Source organism: Streptomyces sp. NPDC001536, from assembly GCF_042894505.1.
GTDB lineage: Bacteria > Actinomycetota > Actinomycetes > Streptomycetales > Streptomycetaceae > Streptomyces.
Map to the genome: position 1 here is coordinate 15,453 of NZ_JBIAVQ010000006.1, position 19,012 is coordinate 34,464.

16 protein-coding genes and 1 pseudogene are annotated in these 19,012 nt (G+C 71.8%); 11 read left to right on the forward strand and 6 right to left on the reverse strand.

The features are described 5' to 3' along the window. Positions 1-21 precede the first annotated feature (21 nt). Together ACFY0U_RS17905 and ACFY0U_RS17910 are read left to right on the forward strand one after the other, a co-directional pair. A complete protein-coding gene (locus tag ACFY0U_RS17905) occupies positions 22-1,041 on the forward strand; it encodes a YbhN family protein (protein WP_388636298.1) in 1,020 nt (339 codons plus the stop codon). 46 nt (positions 1,042-1,087) lie between these two features. After that, positions 1,088-1,852, forward strand: a complete 765-nt coding sequence (locus ACFY0U_RS17910) for a crotonase/enoyl-CoA hydratase family protein (protein ID WP_388636300.1) — start codon at positions 1,088-1,090, stop codon at positions 1,850-1,852. Here ACFY0U_RS17910 and ACFY0U_RS17915 read toward each other — a convergent pair. The 3 genes and pseudogenes from ACFY0U_RS17915 to ACFY0U_RS17925 all read right to left on the reverse strand — a co-directional run. Next, positions 1,840-2,754, reverse strand: a pseudogene (locus ACFY0U_RS17915) (NAD(P)/FAD-dependent oxidoreductase); the annotation flags it as partial. The gene ACFY0U_RS17910 and the pseudogene ACFY0U_RS17915 overlap by 13 nt on opposite strands. Positions 2,755-2,807: 53 nt before the next feature. Continuing rightward, positions 2,808-4,190: an FAD-dependent oxidoreductase gene (locus tag ACFY0U_RS17920; RefSeq protein ID WP_388636302.1), complete on the reverse strand. Its 1,383-nt coding sequence runs from the start codon at positions 4,188-4,190 to the stop codon at positions 2,808-2,810. After that, on the reverse strand, positions 4,187-5,626 hold the full coding sequence (locus ACFY0U_RS17925) for an FGGY family carbohydrate kinase (RefSeq protein ID WP_388636304.1): 1,440 nt from the start codon (positions 5,624-5,626) through the stop codon (positions 4,187-4,189). The genes ACFY0U_RS17920 and ACFY0U_RS17925 overlap by 4 nt, the downstream gene beginning before the upstream one ends. A 279-nt stretch (positions 5,627-5,905) precedes the next feature. On the opposite strand from ACFY0U_RS17925, the gene ACFY0U_RS17930 reads away from it, so the two are divergent. The 9 genes from ACFY0U_RS17930 to ACFY0U_RS17970 all read left to right on the forward strand — a co-directional run bounded on the left by ACFY0U_RS17930 (position 5,906) and on the right by ACFY0U_RS17970 (position 16,372). Further along, positions 5,906-6,883, forward strand: a complete 978-nt coding sequence (locus ACFY0U_RS17930; RefSeq protein ID WP_388636306.1) for a hypothetical protein — start codon at positions 5,906-5,908, stop codon at positions 6,881-6,883. Between the two features lie 25 nt (positions 6,884-6,908). After that, entirely contained in the window at positions 6,909-8,426 is a 1,518-nt protein-coding gene (locus ACFY0U_RS17935; protein ID WP_388636308.1) for an amino acid permease, read from the forward strand. 166 nt (positions 8,427-8,592) lie between these two features. Then, positions 8,593-9,669, forward strand: coding sequence for a mechanosensitive ion channel family protein (locus ACFY0U_RS17940; protein ID WP_388637175.1), 1,077 nt, complete (start codon positions 8,593-8,595; stop codon positions 9,667-9,669). Positions 9,670-10,086: 417 nt separating this feature from the next. Continuing rightward, the gene (locus ACFY0U_RS17945; RefSeq protein WP_388636310.1) at positions 10,087-12,306 is read left to right on the forward strand and encodes an NADP-dependent isocitrate dehydrogenase; all 2,220 of its coding nucleotides are present in this window, start codon (positions 10,087-10,089) and stop codon (positions 12,304-12,306) included. Positions 12,307-12,514: 208 nt separating this feature from the next. Next, entirely contained in the window at positions 12,515-13,378 is an 864-nt protein-coding gene (locus tag ACFY0U_RS17950) for a helix-turn-helix domain-containing protein (protein WP_388636312.1), read from the forward strand. Then, the gene (locus tag ACFY0U_RS17955) at positions 13,375-13,605 is read left to right on the forward strand and encodes a DUF397 domain-containing protein (protein WP_388636314.1); all 231 of its coding nucleotides are present in this window, start codon (positions 13,375-13,377) and stop codon (positions 13,603-13,605) included. Before ACFY0U_RS17950 ends, ACFY0U_RS17955 begins: the two co-directional genes overlap by 4 nt. Before the next feature lie 21 nt (positions 13,606-13,626). After that, positions 13,627-14,217, forward strand: a complete 591-nt coding sequence (locus ACFY0U_RS17960) for a hypothetical protein (RefSeq protein ID WP_388636316.1) — start codon at positions 13,627-13,629, stop codon at positions 14,215-14,217. Positions 14,218-14,292: 75 nt separating this feature from the next. Then, a complete protein-coding gene (locus ACFY0U_RS17965) occupies positions 14,293-15,090 on the forward strand; it encodes an N-formylglutamate amidohydrolase (RefSeq protein ID WP_388636318.1) in 798 nt (265 codons plus the stop codon). A 58-nt stretch (positions 15,091-15,148) separates the two neighbouring features. Beyond that, positions 15,149-16,372, forward strand: a complete 1,224-nt coding sequence (locus tag ACFY0U_RS17970; RefSeq protein ID WP_388636320.1) for a cytochrome P450 — start codon at positions 15,149-15,151, stop codon at positions 16,370-16,372. A 19-nt stretch (positions 16,373-16,391) separates the two neighbouring features. Here ACFY0U_RS17970 and ACFY0U_RS17975 read toward each other — a convergent pair whose 3' ends face one another. The 3 genes from ACFY0U_RS17975 to ACFY0U_RS17985 are packed head-to-tail and all read right to left on the reverse strand — an operon-like array spanning position 16,392 to position 18,930. After that, positions 16,392-16,871: a hypothetical protein gene (locus ACFY0U_RS17975; protein ID WP_388637178.1), complete on the reverse strand. Its 480-nt coding sequence runs from the start codon at positions 16,869-16,871 to the stop codon at positions 16,392-16,394. A gap of 5 nt (positions 16,872-16,876) precedes the next feature. Next, complete coding sequence (locus ACFY0U_RS17980) at positions 16,877-17,452, reverse strand: RNA polymerase sigma factor (RefSeq protein WP_388636322.1); 576 nt, start codon at positions 17,450-17,452, stop codon at positions 16,877-16,879. 59 nt (positions 17,453-17,511) lie between these two features. Then, positions 17,512-18,930, reverse strand: coding sequence for a S8/S53 family peptidase (locus tag ACFY0U_RS17985; RefSeq protein ID WP_388636324.1), 1,419 nt, complete (start codon positions 18,928-18,930; stop codon positions 17,512-17,514). Positions 18,931-19,012 lie beyond the last annotated feature (82 nt).

A 19,012-nucleotide genomic window follows, 5' to 3' on the forward strand; every position in this document is an offset into this window, starting at 1 on the left:
TCTCCCCGCTCGAAGGATCCGATGACCGTACGCAATCCCCCGGCCGCCCTTCCGCAACCCGCAGTTGGCACGGCACGGAGAACCTCTGAGGACGTGAGCCCCCGTCGCGTCCCCGCCCGCAGGATCCGTCAGATCCTGTGTCTGCTTCCGCTTCTGCTCGTCGCGGTCGTCGCCGTGCAGCACCGCTCGGTCCTGGCCGAGGGCTTTGGCCATCTGGAGTCGGCCGAGTGGCCCTGGCTGCTGGTCGCGGTCTGCGCGACCTGTCTGACCTGGGTGGCCGCCGCCTGCACCCGTCAGGGCGCGGTCGTCCAGGGGCTGCCCAAACGGCGGCTGCTGGCGACCCAGTTCGCGGCCGGCGCGGCCAATCACCTGCTCCCCACCGGCCTGGGCGCGAGCGCGGTCAACCTCCGGTTCATGACGGTGTGCGGGCTCCCCCTCGCCCGTTCCTCGGCGGCCCTCGCCCTGTATCTGCTGGCGGAGTCGATCGGCCGCCTCGGTCTGCTGGCCGCGCTGCTGATCGCCTTCCCCGACGCGCTCAGCCTGGGAACCCTCCTCCCCGAGGAGGCGGTCGGCGCGCTGCTGCCCGCCCTCGGCCTGGTGCTGGCCGTGGCGGCGGGCGTGCTCGTGTTCGTACGGCGGGTGCGGACGACCGTGACGTCCTTCCTGCGCACGGCGCTCTGCGAGGCACGCGAGGTGCACGCACGGCCCGCCCGGGCGTTCGCCCTGTGGGGCGGTTCGCTCGCCTTCCCCGCGCTCCAGGCGGCCGGACTCGCGGCGGTGGGGCAGGCGTTGGGGCTGCCGGTGCCGCCGCTGCACATCGCGGTGGCCTATCTCGCGGCGACGGTCGCCGTGGCGCTGGTGCCCACACCGGGCGGGATCGGCTCGGTGGAGGCGGCGCTGGTCGTGGCACTGGTGGCGGCGGGCGGCCCGGCGGCGATCGCGACGGCCGTGGTGCTGGCGTACCGGATCATCACCGTCTGGCTTCCGCTGGTGCCGGGGGCGCTGACGCTCGGGGCCCTGGTACGAATGAAGGTCATCTGAAGGAAGGCCGTCCGTGTGAGGGCCCTCTGACCCTAGGGAGCCCGCGATGCCCGTCCGGAGCGAACGCAACGGCCCCGTCACCACCGTCGTCCTGTCCCGCCCCGGCGTACGCAACGCGGTGGACGGCCCGACCGCCGCCGAACTCGCCGGCGCCTTCCGGGAGTTCGAAGAGGACTCGGAGGCACGGGTGGCGGTGCTGTGGGGCGAGGGCGGCACGTTCTGCGCGGGCGCCGACCTCAAGGCGCTCGGCACCGAACGCGGCAACCAGGTCACCGAGCAGGGCGACGGCCCGATGGGGCCGACCCGGATGCGGCTGTCCAAGCCGGTGATCGCGGCGGTCGCCGGGCACGCCGTGGCCGGTGGGCTGGAGCTGGCGCTCTGGTGCGATCTGCGGGTCGCCGAGGAGGACGCGGTGTTCGGGGTGTTCTGCCGGCGCTGGGGCGTCCCGCTGATCGACGGCGGCACGGTACGGCTTCCCCGGCTGATCGGCACGAGCCGCGCGCTGGACATGATCCTGACGGGACGGCCGGTGGCGGCCCCGGAGGCGTACGAGATGGGCCTGGCCAACCGCGTCGTCCCCACCGGCACCTCCCGCGCCGCGGCCGAGGAACTGGCCGCCGCCGTCGCCCGGTTCCCTCAGGCGTGTCTGCGCGCGGACCGGGCGTCGGTGCTGGACCAGGAAGGGTTGGACGAGACGGCAGCCCTGCGCGGCGAACTCGGTCACGGCATGGGCGTGTTGTCCCAGAGCCTGGAGGGAGCCGCCCGGTTCGCCTCCGGGGCGGGGCGGCACGGATCGTTCAAGAACTCCTGAACGGTGACGGCCACCCGCGCACCGGCACGGGCGGCCTCGCCCGCGCTCTCCCCCGGGTGCAGCAGCCCGCCGGCGGCGAAGACCCCGGGCCGTGAGGTCTCGGGGGCCAGGGTCAGCCCTCCTCTGCGTGCCAGCTCGTTCTCGGGCACGAAGTCGCCGGTGAACACGACGGTGTCGCACGCCAGGACGGCCGTACGACCGTCGCGGTGCCGGACGCCGACGCCGGACAGCCTTCCGTGGCCGAGGAGTTCGGCGACGGTGGTGCCGGTGAGCAGGGGGACGCGTCGGCGAAGGCGGGCGTCCTGGGCGCGGAGTCGGGTGGTGCGCGCCCGGTCCGATTCCGTGACCATCGCCACGACGTCCGCTCCGGCGGCTCGTACGGTGTCTGCGGCCGAGTACGAGACGCCTTCCGCTCCGACGATCACCGCCCGCGTCCCGATCCGCTGTCCGTACTGGTGCACGGCCTGCTGGAGCTCACCGGTGGTGTAGACGCCGGCCGGCCGGGTCCCCGGCACCAGACGTGCGGCGCGCGGGCGTTCGCGGGCGCCGGTGGCCAGGATCACGGCCCGCGCCTCGATGGTCTCGGGGCCGTCGCGGCCGACGGTGGCGAGGGTGAGGGGGCCGTGGGGCGGGCCGGCCCAGTCGAGGGCGGTCACTCCGGTCCGTACGACCGCCCCGGTCCGTGTCGCGGCGTCGGTGAGGAGCCGCGCGTACGCGGGGCCGGTCAGCGGGCGCAGCCAGGTGCCGTAGCCGCCGTGCGCGCAGTGCCGTGGCACTCCCCCGGCCTGCCGCTCGCGGTCCAGCACCTCCACCCTGCCCACCCCGCGGGCGGCCAGGCGGGCGGCCGCTGCGAGACCGGCGGGGCCCGCGCCGACCACGAGGACGTCGACCTGGCGGGTCATCCCCGGGCCTCCTGGGAGGGCTCGCACGCCGTCGCGGACGTGGACTTGACGCGTCACGTCCCGGCCTCCTCGAACAGCTCCCGCACGGCCGCCCCGCAGTAGAAACCCTGGCAGCGGCCCGACCGCGCCCGGGTGCGGCGGCGCAGCCCGTCGAGGTTGCCCGGCGGGACCGTACTGGCGAGGGCGTCGCGGAGCTCGCCGCGGGAGACGCGTTCGCAGTGGCAGACGAGGGTTCCGTACTCCGGGTCGGCGGCGATGAGTTCGGGGCTCTGGTAGGGGCGGGGGAAAGCCTCGCCGAGGTTGGGCATGCGCACGGGATCCAGGTCGCGCGCGGGACCCAACTCCAGTCCGTTCTCGGCCATTTGCTCCACGACGTGTACCGCGATGGCGAGCGAGGCGGTCAGGCCGGTCGAGCGGATGCCGCCCACCGTGACGTACGACTGCTCCGGGTGGACGCGGATGCGGTAGTCGTCCTGCTCGGTGGCGGCGCGCAGCCCCGCGTAGACGGCGGTGACCTCCTCGTCGAGCAGCGCGGGCAGGATGCGGCGGCCCTTCTCGCGCAACTGGGACAGGCCGTCGGCGGAGGACTGCGTGGCCCGTTTGTCGTCGAGGTCCTCGGCGGTGGGGCCGAGGAGGACGTTGCCGTACACGGTGGGCGCCACCAGGACGCCCTTGCCGAGGGCCGTCGGGACGGGCAGGAGGATGTGCCGGACCAGCGACCGGGCGAACTTGTCGAAGACGATGAGCTGGCCTCGGCGCGGGGTGACGGTGAAGTCGTCGTGGCCGAGCCGCCGGTCGAGGGCGTCGGCGTGCAGACCGGCCGCGTTGATCACCCATCGGGCCTTCAGCGCACCCCGGGTGGTGATCGACACGCCTTGTTCCACGCGGCAGTTGAGGTGCAGGTCCACTCCGTGGCGGACGGCCTGGGTGGCGTAGGCGAGGGTCGTCGTCCAGGGGTCGATGATGCTCTCCCCGGGGATCTCCAGCGCCCCGAGCGCACCGGGGCCCAAGTGCGGCTCGCGTTCGTACACTTCGGCCGCGGCGAGCAGCCGGGACTCCTTGTAGTCGTTCCGCTCGGCCTTCTCCGCTAGGCGGGGCAGCGCGGCGAGCTGTTCCTCGTCCCAGGCTACGAGGAGGGCGCCGATCCGCTCGACGGGGATGCCCGACTCGGCGGCGAAATCCGCCAGTCGGTGGTAACCCGCCCTGACGAGCCGTGCCTCCAGCGAGCCGGGTACCGCGTCGAACCCGGTGTGCAGGATCGCCGTGTTGGCCTTCGATGTGCCCTGGCCCACGTCGTCCTGCGCCTCGACGAGCGCGACGCGCAGCCGCGGGTATCGGGCGAGTTCGCGGGCGAGGGCGCTGCCGACGACTCCGGCGCCGACGATCGCCACGTCGTAGGTCGTGGCGGGCAGCGGTCCGGCCGTGGTGACCGTCATGCGGGGCTCCGGTCGAGCAGTGCGGCGACCTCGGTGCGGAAGCCGGCGCGGCGCTCGGCGGCCTCGTCGGGGGTGATGCGCGGCTCGTAGACGGCGGCCGGCTTCCAGTCGGGCAGCGCTTCGGCGACCGTCAGGCCCGGCTGTGCGCCCAGCCGGGCCAGGGCGCCGACGCCGAGCGCGGTGGCGTCGGGCAGGGCGGACACCTCGACGGGGCGTTGCAGCAGGTCGGCCTGGGTCTGCATGAGCAGCGCGGAACGGGTGAGGCCGCCGTCGACGCGCAGGGTGGTGAAGGGCGCGCCGAGGTCGGTGCCGGCCGCGTCGGCCAGTTCGGCGACCTGGGCGGCGATGCCCTCGCACAGGGCGCGCACGATATGGCCGGGGCCCGTGTCGAGGCCGAGCCCGGTGAGCGAGCCGCGCAGGTCGCCGCGCCACCAGGGGGCGGCGAGCCCGGCCAGGGCGGGGACGAAGGTGACCCCCGCGCTGTCGGGCACCGTGGCGCCGACGGTGTCGAGGTCGGCGGCGCCCTTGATGACGCCGAGGTCGGTGAGCCAGCGCACGGCGGACGCGGCCGTGTACACCTGGCCGTCGAGGCAGTAGCTCGTCCGTCCGCCGAGCCGCCAGGCGACACAGCTGACCAGCCCGGACGTGCCGTGTGCGGGGGTGTCGCCGGTGTGGGCGAGGAGGAAGGCCCCGGTTCCGTAGGTGCACTTGGCGCCGCCGGGTGCGGTGATGCGCTGGGCCAGGAGGGCGGCCTGCTGGTCGACGGCGAGGCCGGTGAGCGGGATCTCGTGCCCGAACTCCTTGGTCGTGCCGATCTGTTGGGCGTTGTCGACGACCTTGGGCAGCCGTTCGTCGGCGAGTCCGTACAGGTCGAGGGCGCGCGCTGACCAGCGGGCGCGGTCGAGGTCGAGGAGCTGGGTGCGGCCGGCGGTCGCGGCGTCGGTGACGTAGGCGCCGGTGAGACGGTGGACGAGCCAGGCGTCGGTGGTGGTGATGACGCCCTCGCGGGTGCGGTGGCAGCGTATCCAGGCCATTTTGGGCGCGGCGAAGTACGGGTCGAGGGGCAGCCCGGTCAGTTCGCGCAACTCGTCGGCGTACGGGGCGAGTTCCTCGCACACCGACTCGGCGCGGCGGTCCTGCCAGACGAGCGCCTCGGTGAGCGGGCGGCCGGTCGCGGGGTCCCAGGCGAGCACGGTCTCGCCCTGGTTGGCGAGGCCCAGGGCCACGACGGGTTCGCGTGCCTCGGCCAGGGCGCGGTGGCCGGCGTCGACGACGGAGGCGTACAGCTCCTCGGGGTCGACCTCGACCAGGCCGCCGGGCAGATGGCGTGGGCGGACCTCGGCGAAGCCGGCGCCGATGACGCCGCGTTCGGGGCAGACGACGAGGGCCTTGGTGCCGGATGTGCCCTGGTCGACGGCGAGCACCGGACCTGTCATCGAGCCCTCCCCGGGGCGTGTCTGGGGATCATCCCTCGGCGATCACCGTGCGACAGACTGCCGCCGTCCGACACATCGCGTCAAGCGAGGCTGACTGCCGGTCAGCTCTCGGACTCCGCAAAGGAGTTCGAAAAGATCGGGAAACCGCGGGAGATGCGGAACCCCCGCCTCTATAGTGACCGCCGCGACCGAGTGAGCTCCTCAACTGCCGCCCAGAGGAGGGCTGTTGTTACTCCACCCTGCCGTCAGAACCCACCCGCTGCCCGGGGCGGGAGGCTGATGGCGAGAGACGGAGCACGCCCCGCCTACGATCCCGCAGGCCACGACGCCGCGCTGCGCGCCACGCTCCAGGAGGTACGCACGGGGCGCTGGATGTCGATGCGCCGGATCCTCACCGAGACCACGGCCTGGTGGCAGTGGACCCAGCGCACCCAGGTCCTCGCCACCGCGGCCGCCGGCACCGACGTGGTGCGCGCCTGGCTCCAGGAGGAACCGCACAGCGTCCCGGCCACGGTGATGCACGCCAGAGTCTGCGTGGAACGGGCCCTGCGGGCGCACCGCGAGGGCCACCCGCACACCCTCGACCTGTGGCACGAGGCCTGGCAGGCGAGCCATACCGCGGCCCGGGCGGCCCCGCCGGACCCCGTCCCGTGGGTGTGTCTGCTGGCGCTGGCCCGGCTCGACCGGGAGCGGCAGTGGGCCGAGCACCGGGTGGCGCCGCCCGGGCCGATGCTGCCGCCGGGACCCTGGGGCCTGCTCGCCGAGGCCGACAAGCGCGACCCGTACAACCGCGAGGCCCACCACCGGATGCTCCAGTTCCTCTACGAGCACGGCACCTCGGGTCGGCTCGCGGAGGCCGCCGGCTACGCGCACTGGGCCACCGACACCGCTCCCCCGGGCTCCGCGCTGCACGTCCTGCCGCTCTACGTCCGCGTCGAGCGCTACCGCCGCTCCGGCGGCCGCGACGCCGCGCTCGACCTGCACTGGGTCGCCGAGGACGCCACCCGCGAGGCGCAGCGCGCGCTGTACGCCTGGTTCGAGCAGACCTTCACCGCCGAGCGCTCCCTGCTGGACCTGAACCATCTCGCCCACGCCCTGTGGGGCGCCCTCCAGTTCACCGACGCCACGCGGGTGTTCGAGGCGCTCGGCCCCTACTGGACGCCCCAGCCCTGGGCGTACCGCACCCCCGATCAGGGCGACACCGCCCAGGCCGTGGAGATCTTCCTCCAGGCCCGGACGCGCTGCCGCCCCGCGTGACCCACCACCAGTTCCGGAGGTACGCATGTCCCGCACCACCGACGGCCGCCCACCCCGCGACGAGGAGCAGCGCCTGCGCGAACTCGGCTACCGGCCGGTCCTCGCCCGCCGCATGGGCGGCTTCGGCAACTTCGCGATCAGCTTCTCGGTGATCTCGATCCTGTCCGGCTGCATGACCCTGTACGGCTTCGGTCTCGGCGCGGGCGGCCCCGCGGTGATGCTGTGGGGCTGGGCCGGGGTCGGCCTGTTCGTCCTGTGCGTGGGCCTCGCGCTCGCCGAGGTCACCAGCGCCTACCCGACGTCCGGCGCCCTCTACTACATGGCGGACCGGCTCGGCGGCCGCCGCTGGGGCTGGTACACGGGGTGGCTGAATCTGCTCGGTCTGCTGGGGGCGATCGCCGGCATCGACTACGGCGCGGCCCTGTTCGCGGGCGCGTTCGCCAATCTCCAGTGGGGCTTCGAGCCGACGCCGGAGAAGACGATGCTGATCTTCCTGGCGATCCTGCTGCTGCACGCCGTACTGAACCTGTTCGGCGTGCGCCTGGTCAGCGTCCTCAACTCCATCAGTGTGTGGTGGCACCTGGCCGGCGTCGCGCTCATCGTCGGCGCCCTGGCGATCGTCCCCGACCACCACCAGTCGCCGTCCTTCGTCTTCACCGAGTTCGTCAACGACACCGGCTGGTCGAGCCCCTTGTACGTGGCGGCGATCGGCCTGCTCCTCGCCCAGTACACCTTCTCCGGCTACGACGCCTCCGCCCATCTGTCCGAGGAGACCTCCAACGCCTCCGTGTCGGCCGCGAAGGGCATCGTCCGCTCCATCTGGGTCTCCTGGATAGCCGGCTTCGTCCTGCTGGCCGGCCTCACCTTCGCCATCCAGGACTACGACGCCACCCGGGCCACCGACACCGGGGTGCCGCCCGCGCAGATCCTGCTGGACGGCCTCGGCACCGACGGCGCGAGCGCCCTGCTCATCGTGGTGATCGTCGCCCAGCTGTTCTGCGGCAACGCCGAAGTGGCCGCGGCCAGCCGGATGGTGTTCGCGTTCAGCCGGGACGGGGCGCTGCCGGGCTCGGCCCTGTGGCGCAAGGTCAGCAGCCGCACCCAGACCCCGGTCGCGGCCGTGTGGCTGTCGGTCTCGGTGGCCGGCCTGCTCGCCCTGCCGTCCCTGTACTCGGCGACGGCGTACGGCGCGGTCACCGCCATCAACGTCATCGGCATCACCCCCGCGTACGCCATCCCCGTACTGCTGCGGCTGCGCGCGGGCGACCGGTTCCAGCCGGGCCCCTGGAGCCTGGGCCGGTGGAGCAAGCCCATCGGGTGGATCGCGGTGGTGTGGGTGGCGTTCGTCACGGTGCTCTTCTGTCTGCCGCAGTCCTCGCCGGTGACGGTGGACACGATGAACTACGCGTCCGTCGCCCTCGCCGTCGTACTCGTCCTCGCCACCGTGTGGTGGTACGCCGCCCGCCGTTCGTACGGAACACCCACCACGGCGGCGTACGGCTCCGACCGCGACCAGGCGGAACTGGCCGAGGGAATCGTCTGAGCGGGGGCATCCGACCCCGGGCCGTCTACGAACTCCTGTGCCGGATACGGCAGGATGAGCGGTCGCGCCCGTCGTGGCGCCTGCACGGCCCGCGCGGCCGCTCATCCAGCACTTTCGGCACTTTCGAACAGGTGGCAACGTGTCAGCATTTCAACGGGATCTCACCATGGACGACCTGGTCGTCCCCGGAATCGCCGTGGTCGCGGGCCTCATTGCCGCGTTCCTGCTGCGGATCCTGCTCAAGTGGCTGGGCAAGCACGCCGACCGCACGAAATGGAGCGGCGACGACGTCATCGTGGCCGCGCTGCGGACGGTGGTGCCCGCGGCGGCGATCGCGGGCGGAATCGCCGTCGCCGCGGCGGCGCTGCCGCTGACGAAGACGACCCAGCGCACCACCAACCAGGTCCTGACCGTGCTGCTGATCTTCGTGGTCACGGTGGCGGCGGCCCGGCTGGTGGCCAGCCTGATGCGGACGGTCACCCAGTCCCGCCCCGGCGTCGCCGGCTCAGCCACGATCTTCGTCAACATCACCCGCGTGCTGGTCCTGGCGATCGGCTTCCTGGTGGTGCTCCAGACCCTGGGCGTCTCCATAGCGCCGATGCTCACCGCCCTCGGCGTCGGCGGCCTGGCGGTCGCGCTCGCCCTTCAGGACACCCTCGCCAACCTCTTCGCGGGCATCCACATCCTCGCCTCCAAGACCGTCCAGCCCGGTGACTACATCCGGCTGAGCAGCGGCGAGGAGGGCTATGTCGAGGACATCAACTGGCGTCAGACGACGGTCCGCGCGCTCTCCAACAACCTGGTCGTCATCCCCAACGGCGAGCTCGCGAAGTCGAACATGACCAACTTCATGCGGCCCGAGCAGCAGTTGACGATCCTGGTCCAGGTCGGCGTCGGCTACGACAGCGACCTGGAGCACGTCGAGCGGGTGACCATCGAGGTCGTCGCCGAGGTGATGACCGAGATCACCGGCGCGGTCCCCGACCACGAACCGCTGGTCCGCTTCCACACCTTCGGCGACTCCCGGATCGGCTTCACGGTCATCCTGGGCGTCGGCGAGTTCAGCGACCAGTTCCGCATCAAGCACGAGTTCATCAAGCGCCTGCACAAGCGCTACCGCGCGGAGGGCATCCGCATCCCGGCGCCCACGCGCACGGTGGCGCTCCAGCAGGGTGCCGTGGTGATCCCGCAGCAGCGGGGCGTCGAGGAGGCGGGCGAAGTGACCTCCGCCCGTCTCGACTGAACCGCCTCACAGGGTGGCCGAGTTGTCGTGGCAGCCGCCGCTCGGGAACTCACCGGCGTCACCGTCCGGTACCCCTGACCGGTCGGTGCCGGAGACCTCCGAGGCGACGGCGATGCAGTCGTCCGTCGTCGCGGAGCAGTTGCGGAAGCGCTCTCCGGGCCCGGGGTGCCGGTCTCGGGGGCCGCGAGTGCCGGGGATGCCACGCTCAGGACCGCGGCGGTGCCGAGCAGGGCGGCCGGTCGGGTCCGGCCGTCGGAAGACGCGTGATCAACATGCATGACCCCAGGATCAGACGCATCGAACAGATCTTCGGATGCGCAGGTTCTCGGACAGCTGGCGCGGACCCCTGTCGAGCCTTGGTCGATCAGGAGATATCTTGATGTCGAGCAATGTTGCAGACGTGGAGCGGAGCACCCGGTGACTGACTCGACCATCATCTATACGCACACTGACGAGGCCCCGGCCCTGGCGACGTATTCCTTCCTGCCGGTGGTCCAGGCGTACGCCTCGCAGGCGGGTGTCGCCGTGGAGACGCGGGACATCTCGCTGGCCGGGCGCATCATCGCGGTGTTCCCGGAGTACCTGACCGAGGACCAGCGCATCCCGGACGCCCTGCACGAGCTGGGCGAACTGGCGAAGACGCCCGAGGCGAACATCATCAAGCTGCCGAACATCTCGGCGTCGATCCCGCAGCTCAAGGCCGCGGTCGCCGAGCTGCAGGCGCAGGGTTACGCGCTACCGGCCTACCCGGACGACCCGAAGACCGACGAGGAGCGGGACATCCAGGCCCGCTACGACAAGATCAAGGGTTCCGCCGTGAACCCGGTCCTGCGTGAGGGCAACTCCGACCGTCGCGCCCCCGCCTCGGTCAAGAACTACGCCAAGACCCACCCGCACCGCATGGGCGCCTGGACCCCCGAGTCCAAGACCAACGTGGCGACCATGGGGCAGAACGACTTCCGCTCCACCGAGAAGTCCGTCGTGATCTCCGAGGCCGGCGCGCTCAAGATCGAGCTGGTCGCCGAGGACGGCACCACCACGGTGCTGCGCGAGTCCGTACCGGTCCTCGAGGGCGAGGTCGTCGACGCGTCCGTGCTGCACGTGGCCGCGCTGCGGGAGTTCCTCACCGCGCAGATCGCCGAGGCCAAGGCCCAGGGCGTGCTCTTCTCCGTGCACCTCAAGGCCACGATGATGAAGGTCTCCGACCCGATCATCTTCGGTCACGTGGTGCGCGCCTTCTTCCCGAAGACTTTCGCGCAGTACGGCGCCACGCTCGCCGCGGCGGGCCTGTCCCCGAACGACGGCCTGGGCGGCATCTACAAGGGCCTGGAGTCCCTGCCGGAGGGCGAGGCGATCAAGGCCTCCTTCGACGCCGAGCTCGCCGAGGGCCCGGCCCTGGCGATGGTCGACTCCGACAAGGGCATCACCAACCTGCACGTGCCGTCCGACGTCATCGTCGACGCCTCGATGCCGGCCATGATCCGCACCTCCGGCCACATGTGGGGCCCCGACGGCCAGGAGGCCGACACCCTCGCGGTGCTGCCGGACTCCTCGTACGCCGGTGTCTACCAGGTCGTCGTCGACGACTGCCGCGCCAACGGTGCCTACGACCCCTCCACCATGGGCTCGGTCCCGAACGTCGGCCTCATGGCGCAGAAGGCCGAGGAGTACGGCTCCCACGACAAGACCTTCGAGATCAAGACGGCCGGTACGGTCCGCCTGGTCGACCAGGCCGGCAACGTCCTCATCGAGCAGCCGGTCGCCGAGGGCGACATCTTCCGCGCCTGCCAGACCAAGGACGCGCCGATCAAGGACTGGGTGAAGCTGGCCGTCACCCGCGCCCGCGCCACCGGCGACCCGGCCGTCTTCTGGCTGGACGAGACCCGCGCGCACGACGCCAACCTGATCGCCAAGGTCAACGCGTACCTCCCGGAGCACGACACCGAGGGCCTGGACATCCGTATCCTCGCCCCGGTCGAGGCCACCAAGCTCTCGGTGGAGCGCATCCGCCGCGGCGAGAACACCATCTCGGTCACGGGCAACGTCCTGCGCGACTACCTCACCGACCTCTTCCCCATCCTGGAGCTGGGCACCAGCGCCAAGATGCTGTCGGTCGTCCCGCTGATGGCGGGCGGCGGTCTCTTCGAGACCGGCGCCGGCGGCTCCGCGCCCAAGCACGTACAGCAGCTGGTCAAGGAGGACTACCTGCGCTGGGACTCCCTCGGTGAGTTCTTCGCGCTGGTCCCGTCCCTGGAGCAGTACGCGACGGCCACCGACAACCCGAAGGCCAAGGTCCTCGCCGACACCCTCGACCGCGCCACGGCGACCTTCCTCAACGAGGACAAGTCCCCGACCCGTCGCGTCGGCGGCATCGACAACCGCGGCAGCCACTTCTTCCTGTCCCTGTACTGGGCGCAGGAGCTGGCGGCCCAGACCGAGGACGCGGACCTCGCGAAGGCCTTCGCGCCGCTCGCCGAGACCCTCGCCTCGAACGAGCAGAAGATCGTCGACGAGCTGATCGCCGTCCAGGGCAAGCCGGCCGACATCGGCGGCTACTACCAGCCCGACCCGGCCAAGGCCGCGAAGGTCATGCGTCCGTCCACGACGTGGAACGAGGCGCTGGCGTCCCTGAGCTGACGCGGGCACTCCGAGCCACTCCGCCCCGGTCGGGTTCTCCCGGCCGGGGCGGTCGTGTGTCCGGCCTCTTGACGACCGAGCGGCTTCCGTGACGCAATTGCGTGAACCAAATGTCTCGGCTCAACTCCTCGTGGGTACAAGCACCTTGGGGGCGAGGCACACTTGCGTCCAGCAATACTCCACAGCATCGATTGCGAGGGGTGAGGCGATGGCCACGGCCGGGGGGCCCACGGTACGGCGACGTCAGCTCGGCGCGGAGCTGCGGCGGCTGCGCGAGCAGGCCGGCAGGCGGATCGAGGACGTCGCCACCCATCTCGAGTGCTCCATGTCGAAGATCAGCCGGGTGGAGACGGGACAGGCCCCCATCAAGGCCCGGGACGTGCGCGACCTGCTGGAGTGGTACGGCGTCGCCGATCCGCTGCGCATCGAGACCGTCATGCAGATCCACAAGGACGCCCAGCAGCAGGGCTGGTGGGCGCACTACGGGGATGTGCTGCCCTCGGGCATGGCCACCTACGCGGGCCTGGAGGCCGACGCCCGCGTCCTGCGGTCGTACGAGTCGATGGTGGTGCACGGCCTGCTCCAGACCGAGGACTACGCCCGTGCGGTGATCGCCCCGCTCCCGTACAACCAGCCGCACGAGACGGACCAGTTGGTGCGGTTCCGCAAGGAGCGCCAGGCCCTGCTCACCCGGCAGCCCGACCCCCTGGAACTGTGGGTGGTGCTGGAGGAGAGCGCGTTGCGCCGACCGGTCGGGGGCAAGGACGTCATGACGGCACAGCTGAAGTACCTCGCGGAGGCGGCGGCCATGCCGAACGTCACGCTCCAGATCATGCCGCTCGCCAAGGGCGCGCACGCCGCGCTGTCCGGTGCCTTCTCCCTGCTGGAGTTCGAACCCCACACGCCTACAGTCGTCTACGTCAACTCCATGGCCGGCAACGTCTATCTGGAGAAGGAGCGCGACGTCCGCACCTTCATCCAGACGTTCGACCTGCTGCGGGCGGCGGCTCCGGATCCCCAGGAGGCGCTCGACCTGCTGGATCAGATCACAAGGGAGATGCAGAACTCATGAACAAGCAGAACGGCCCGCGCCCGCCGCAGGTCGGTCTCGAGAACGCCGTGTGGCACAGGAGCAGTCACAGCACGGGCAACGGGGCATGTGTCGAGATCACCTTCGTCGAGGAGGTGGTGGCGGTCCGGGACTCCAAGGACACGGACCGGCCGGCCCTCGCCTTCTCGCCACGCGGGTGGCGCGCCTTCCTCCGAACGGCCACCGACGGCCGCCCGCACCAACGCTGAGACCGGCCAGGGGGGCTGACCGTGTACGACGTCTTATCCACCCACCCCGTAGCGTCCGACCCTTTCTACGCGGCGGAGACCTTCTGGGCCGCGGCCGGGGTCGCCGCCACCGTGGTGCTGGGTTGGTGCGGGATCTGGGCCGTGTTCCGCACGGCGTACCCCCGGCGTCGGCTCACCTGCACGGTCAGCCACGACCCGCTGGTCCGCGGCCCCGTCGACGGCAGCCTGGAGATCAGTCACAACGGCACTCCCCTGACCGACCCGCACGTGGTCACGGTGGTGCTCACCAACTCGGGGCGGCGGGACATAGGGAGCAGTGCCTTCGACCGCAGCGAGCCGTTCCGTCTCCGTCTGGGCGTCCCCTACGCCGAGCTGCTCAGCACCGAGTCCCGGCCCGGGGACGCCCAGGCACCCCCGGCCCGACTACGCGGCGCCGAGCTGCGCATAGGCCCCGGACGCCTCGGCTCCGGAACGACGGTCACCTACCGCCTCCTCGTCGACACCGTCCCCACCCACGACTTCCGGCACTCCCTGCTCGACGTGAGAGTCCAGTGCATGACCGCGTCGACCCCGCGCGGCCTGTCCCGCTCGGTGCCGATGGTGCCGCCCTGAGGCCTGCGCGCACCTCACGGTCGTTCATGCTGTGATCGTGCGCCACACCACCGACAACGCCCCCGGAGCCGCCGCATGACCTCCGCCGAACCGTCCTTCGAGCTGGTGCCCGGAGCCGAGGAATCGCCCGTGATCCTGCATGTGCCGCACTCGGCGCGGGAGATACCGGACGAGGTGCGGGCGGGGATCGTGCCGGCGGACGGAGCGCTGGAGCGGGAGCTGGATCACATCGTCGACGCGCACACCGCGGAGCTCGCCGCTGAGGCGGCCGCGATGTCGCACGTGGCGCCGTGGCGGTTCGTGAACCGGCTGTCCCGGCTGGTCGTCGATCCCGAGCGCTTCCCGGACGAGCGGGAGGAGATGCTCGCCGTCGGGATGGGCGCCGTGTACACACGGACGACCCAGCGCGCGCCGCTGCGGCCCGAGGGCTTCGATCCCGAGCCGTTGATCGCGCGGTACTTCCGGCCGTACGCGCGGGCCATGACCGATGCCGTGGCGCAGCGGCTCGCCGCCACGGGGCGGGCCGTGATCGTCGACGTGCACTCCTACCCCAGCGCACCGCTCCCCTACGAACTGCACGGCGAGGGGCCCCGGCCGCCGGTGTGCCTGGGGACCGACTCCTTCCACACCCCTCCCGAGCTGGTCGAGGCCGCCCGGGAGGCGTTCGCGGGCTTCGGGGGGATCGGGCTGGACAGTCCGTTCAGCGGGACGTACGTGCCGTTGGAGTTCTACGGCCGTGATCCCCGCGTGTCCGCTCTGATGGTGGAGATCCGGCGGGACACCTACATGAGCGAACCCGGCGGGCCCGCCGGCCCGGGGCTCCGGCGTCTGGCGGCGGCCCTCGCCGCACTGGTCGACGCCACCACCCGCTGACCTCCGGCTGGAGCACTCCCGCGCGACAGCGCACCGCGCGGCCGGTGAGGCTGGGGGCATGACCGAGGAGACCAGCACGCTGACCGGCCAGGACCTGCCCGACGTACGGGACTGGCCCGCCCTCGACCTCGACGGCACCGAGTTCGATCCGATCCTCGCCGACCTCATGCGGGAGGGGCCGCTGACCCGCATCCGGCTGCCGTTCGGGGAGGGCTGGGCATGGCTGGCCACCCGGTACCAGGACGTCAGGACGATCACCAACGATCCGCGTTTCAGCCGCACCGCGGGGATGACCCGCCAGGTCACCCGGCTCGCCCCGCACTTCAGTCCCCAGCCGGGCTCCCCCGCGTGGGCCGACCAGCCCGACCACAACCGGCTGCGCAAGGTGGTGGCAGACGCGTTCACCGTGAGTGCGATGAAGCGGCTGCGGCCTCGCGCGCAGGAGATCCTGGACCCGCTGGTGGAGGGTGTCGTACGGGACGGACCGCCCGCCGATCTCGTCGAGCGGGTGCTGGAGCCCTTCCCGGTCGCCGTGATCTGCGAGGTCATGGGGGTGCCCGCCGCCGACCGCGAGCGGATGCACGCCTGGGCGGCGCAGATCGTCTCCACGAAGGGCGGCGCCGAGGCCTCCGCGGCGGCCAAGAAGGGCATGTTCGGCTGGATCGCGGACACCGTGCGGGCGCGCGCCCACAGCGAGGGCGACGACGTGTACTCGCTGATCGGCTCGGCCGTGCGGCGTGGCGAGATCAGCCAGGCGGAGGCGGTCGGACTGGCCGCGCCCCTGCAGATCGGCGGCGAGGCCGTCACCCACAACTGCGGCCAGATGCTGTATCTGCTGCTCACCCGGCCCGAGTTGATGCGCAGGATGCGGGAGCGGCCAGCGGAGCGCGGGCCCGTCCTCGACGAACTGCTCCGCTACATCCCGCACCGCACCTCGGTCGGCCTGGCCCGGATCGCCCTGGAGGACGTCGAGATGCACGGGGTGCGGATCGCGGCGGGCGAGCCGGTCTACGTCTCCTACCTCGCCGCCAACCGCGACCCCGACGTCTTCCCGTCCCCCGACCGGATCGACCCCGACCGCGACCCCAACCCGCATCTGTCCTTCGGCAACGGCGCGCACTACTGCACCGGCGCCGTCCTCGCCCGGCTCCAGATCGAGCTGCTGGTCGACACCCTGCTCGACCGGCTGCCCGATCTGCGCCTCGCGGTCCCGGCCGACCAGGTCGCCTGGCGCCGCAGGACGATGATCCGCGGGCCCCAAGCGCTCCCCGTGACCTGGTAGGCCGCCCCTGAGGAGGGGCTCAGACCCGCAGCCACTCCGTGACCACGACCTCCCCGCCCGCCCGCAGCCGCAGCGCGAAGGGGCCGACAGGGGGTGCGTCGCCGGTGAAGCGGCCCATGTCGTCGGTGACCAGGGGCGCGGTCGCCTGGGGACCGGTGAGCACCTCGATCAGGGCCTGCTGGGGCGGCAGCACCTGCCCCAGCAGTTCCTGTCCGCTCACCTCGACGTCGACGGTGACCTCGCCCGCGCGGAAGGTCAGCATCCGCGGTGCGTCGACGGCTCCCCGCACCGGGATGGCGTCCACCACCGAGTCGAAGGTCAGCTCGGCGATACGGTCGTCGAGGTTGTGCAACGCGTAGGCCTCCACGGCGAGTTGCAGCAGCTCGGCCGGTACCGGATCGAGGATCGAGGCGGCCCGGCGGAGTTCCTCCTCCAGCAGATCGACATCGACGTCGAACTCCTCGCCGTCGTGGGCCTCTTCGTCGAAGTCGTCGTTCACGGTGTTCACACCGCCCCCCTTGCTTCCATACGTGCCCGCAGCCGGCGCAGACAGCGCTGGCGCAGGGGTCCGATGCTGCCCACGGCGATCCCCAGGGCCGAGGAGACCTCCTGGTAGCTGGGCGGCGGTGAGGCCATCAGGATGCGCAGCAACTGCCGGCAGCGTTCGCCCAGTTCCTCGAACTCCTGCCACAGATGACGGATCCGCTCGCTCTCCACGGCCGCCTCCTCGGAGTCGAGGAGCGACTGCTCGGGGGTGCGGTCCTCGCTGACCCGGTCGAGCACATGCGGATCGTCCGTGGGGGTGAGCCGCCTTAAGCTCTTGAGCACCTTCAGGCACTCGTGCCGTGCGGTGCTCGCCAGCCACGAGCCGGCCTTCTGCGGTTCCCGGATCCGGCCCAGATGCTGGGCGAAGCGGAACCACACCGTCTGGTACACCTCGTGCGCGTCGGCGTCGGACAGCCGGTGCGCGCGCACGACGGACCACACCAGCGGGCTCAGCCCTTCCACGAGCGCCTTCCAGGCCGCAGCGTCACCGTCGACGGCGGACTGGACCAGCGCGCCGACATCTGCTCGGTCCACGGCCCCACCCCTCGTGTACGGCAAGTCATCGTACGCCGTGACGGGGGCGAGTTCGGCCCTCACAGTTGTACGGCCGTGCTCGGGCGCCAGGTCGGCGGAATGAGCGCGGTGACGTGCGCCCCTCGTACCTCCGCGAACTCGGTGTTGGCCGCGATCAGCTGCTGCCGGGCGGCCCGCGGGTCGCCCTCCTTGTTGGCGGTCATGTACGCGGCCACCATGCCGGCGGCGGCTGGGGTGGCGAAGGAGGTGCCGCTCCAGTGCGCGAAGCCGTCGAACATCACCTGATCCGGCTTGGCGGGGGTGCCGTCGTCGCTCAACACGCCCGCGTGGCGCGGGTGCTGGCAGGTGCACAGGTAGGTGAAGTGGAAGCGGCAGGCCTCGTACGTGGAGTGCTGGTAGACGTACGGGATCGGCGCGTCGAAGCCGGTGAGGGTGCTGGTGAGGCGCTCGCCGGGGGCGTAGGCGTTGACCCAGGAGCCGTGGTTGCTGAAGCAGGCGCCGTGGTCGCCGTCGCTGCGCAGCGCGCCGATCGACAGGACGGAACCCGCGTACTCGGGCAGCGAGGCGTAGGCGGCGGGCCAGAAGGGTGTGGCGCTGGCGTTGTTGCCGGCCGCGGCGACCAACAGGGTGCGCTGCTGCCGCAGTTCCCGCATGAAGGCGTCCACGCCGAGCAGGCCGTCGGTGCGGCCGTTGGAGGTGCCGGCGGACAGGCTGATGATGTCGGGCCAGCCGTTCTCGTCGACGGCGGCGAACAGGGCCTCGCCGAAGTCGGATTCGAGGATGGCGCCGGCGTCGTTGAGGGTGTTGCGCACGGTGATGTCCGTGTTGGGCGCGATGGCCGCGAGTATCCCGGCGATGAAGGTGCCGTGGCCGACGTACTGGAGCAGGTTGCCGTGCTCGTCGGTCTCGGTGCCGTGCAGATCGCCCTGGACATGGCTCAGCAGCGGGACCAGCTGGTAGTCGTGGGTGAGGCCGTTGTCGATGACGAGGACGCCCACGGCGGTGTCCGCGTGGTAACCCGCCTCCGCGGGGGCCGGGTTGGTGCCCTGGTTGAGCGGGGCCGGCACGGGCTCGTCGCCGGGGCAGGAGTTGACCGCGATGGACACGACGTGGTTGCGGCTGACGAGCCGGCGTCCGACGCGTCCCTCGGGTTCGCGCATGGCGCGCAGGGCGTTGGCTACGGCCCGGTCGGCGCGGCGGTCGCCGTGGCCGGGGTCGCCGACCTGGATACGGGTGATGCCGGAGCGGTTGGTCTGTGGCCCTGCCCGGCGTACCTGGTCGCCGCTCAGACCGGTCGCCGCGGTGAAGTGGGTGCGCACGGTCTCCTCGACGAGTGCCGCCTCCTCACCGTCCCGGGCGAGGACCACACCCTTCTCGTAGATGAACTCGGCCGAGTCGTCGGGCCCCAGAGCCAGGGCGACGTCGGGCATCGAACGCTGGATCTGGTCGAACTGCTCGTGGAATCGCTGTGGTGCCATGGCGTGTCCTCCCACTGGGGCGGTGGTCGTCAGTCAGAGTCGCGGGGCCGTTGATTGATACAGCGCCAAACCGGTGTGGCGC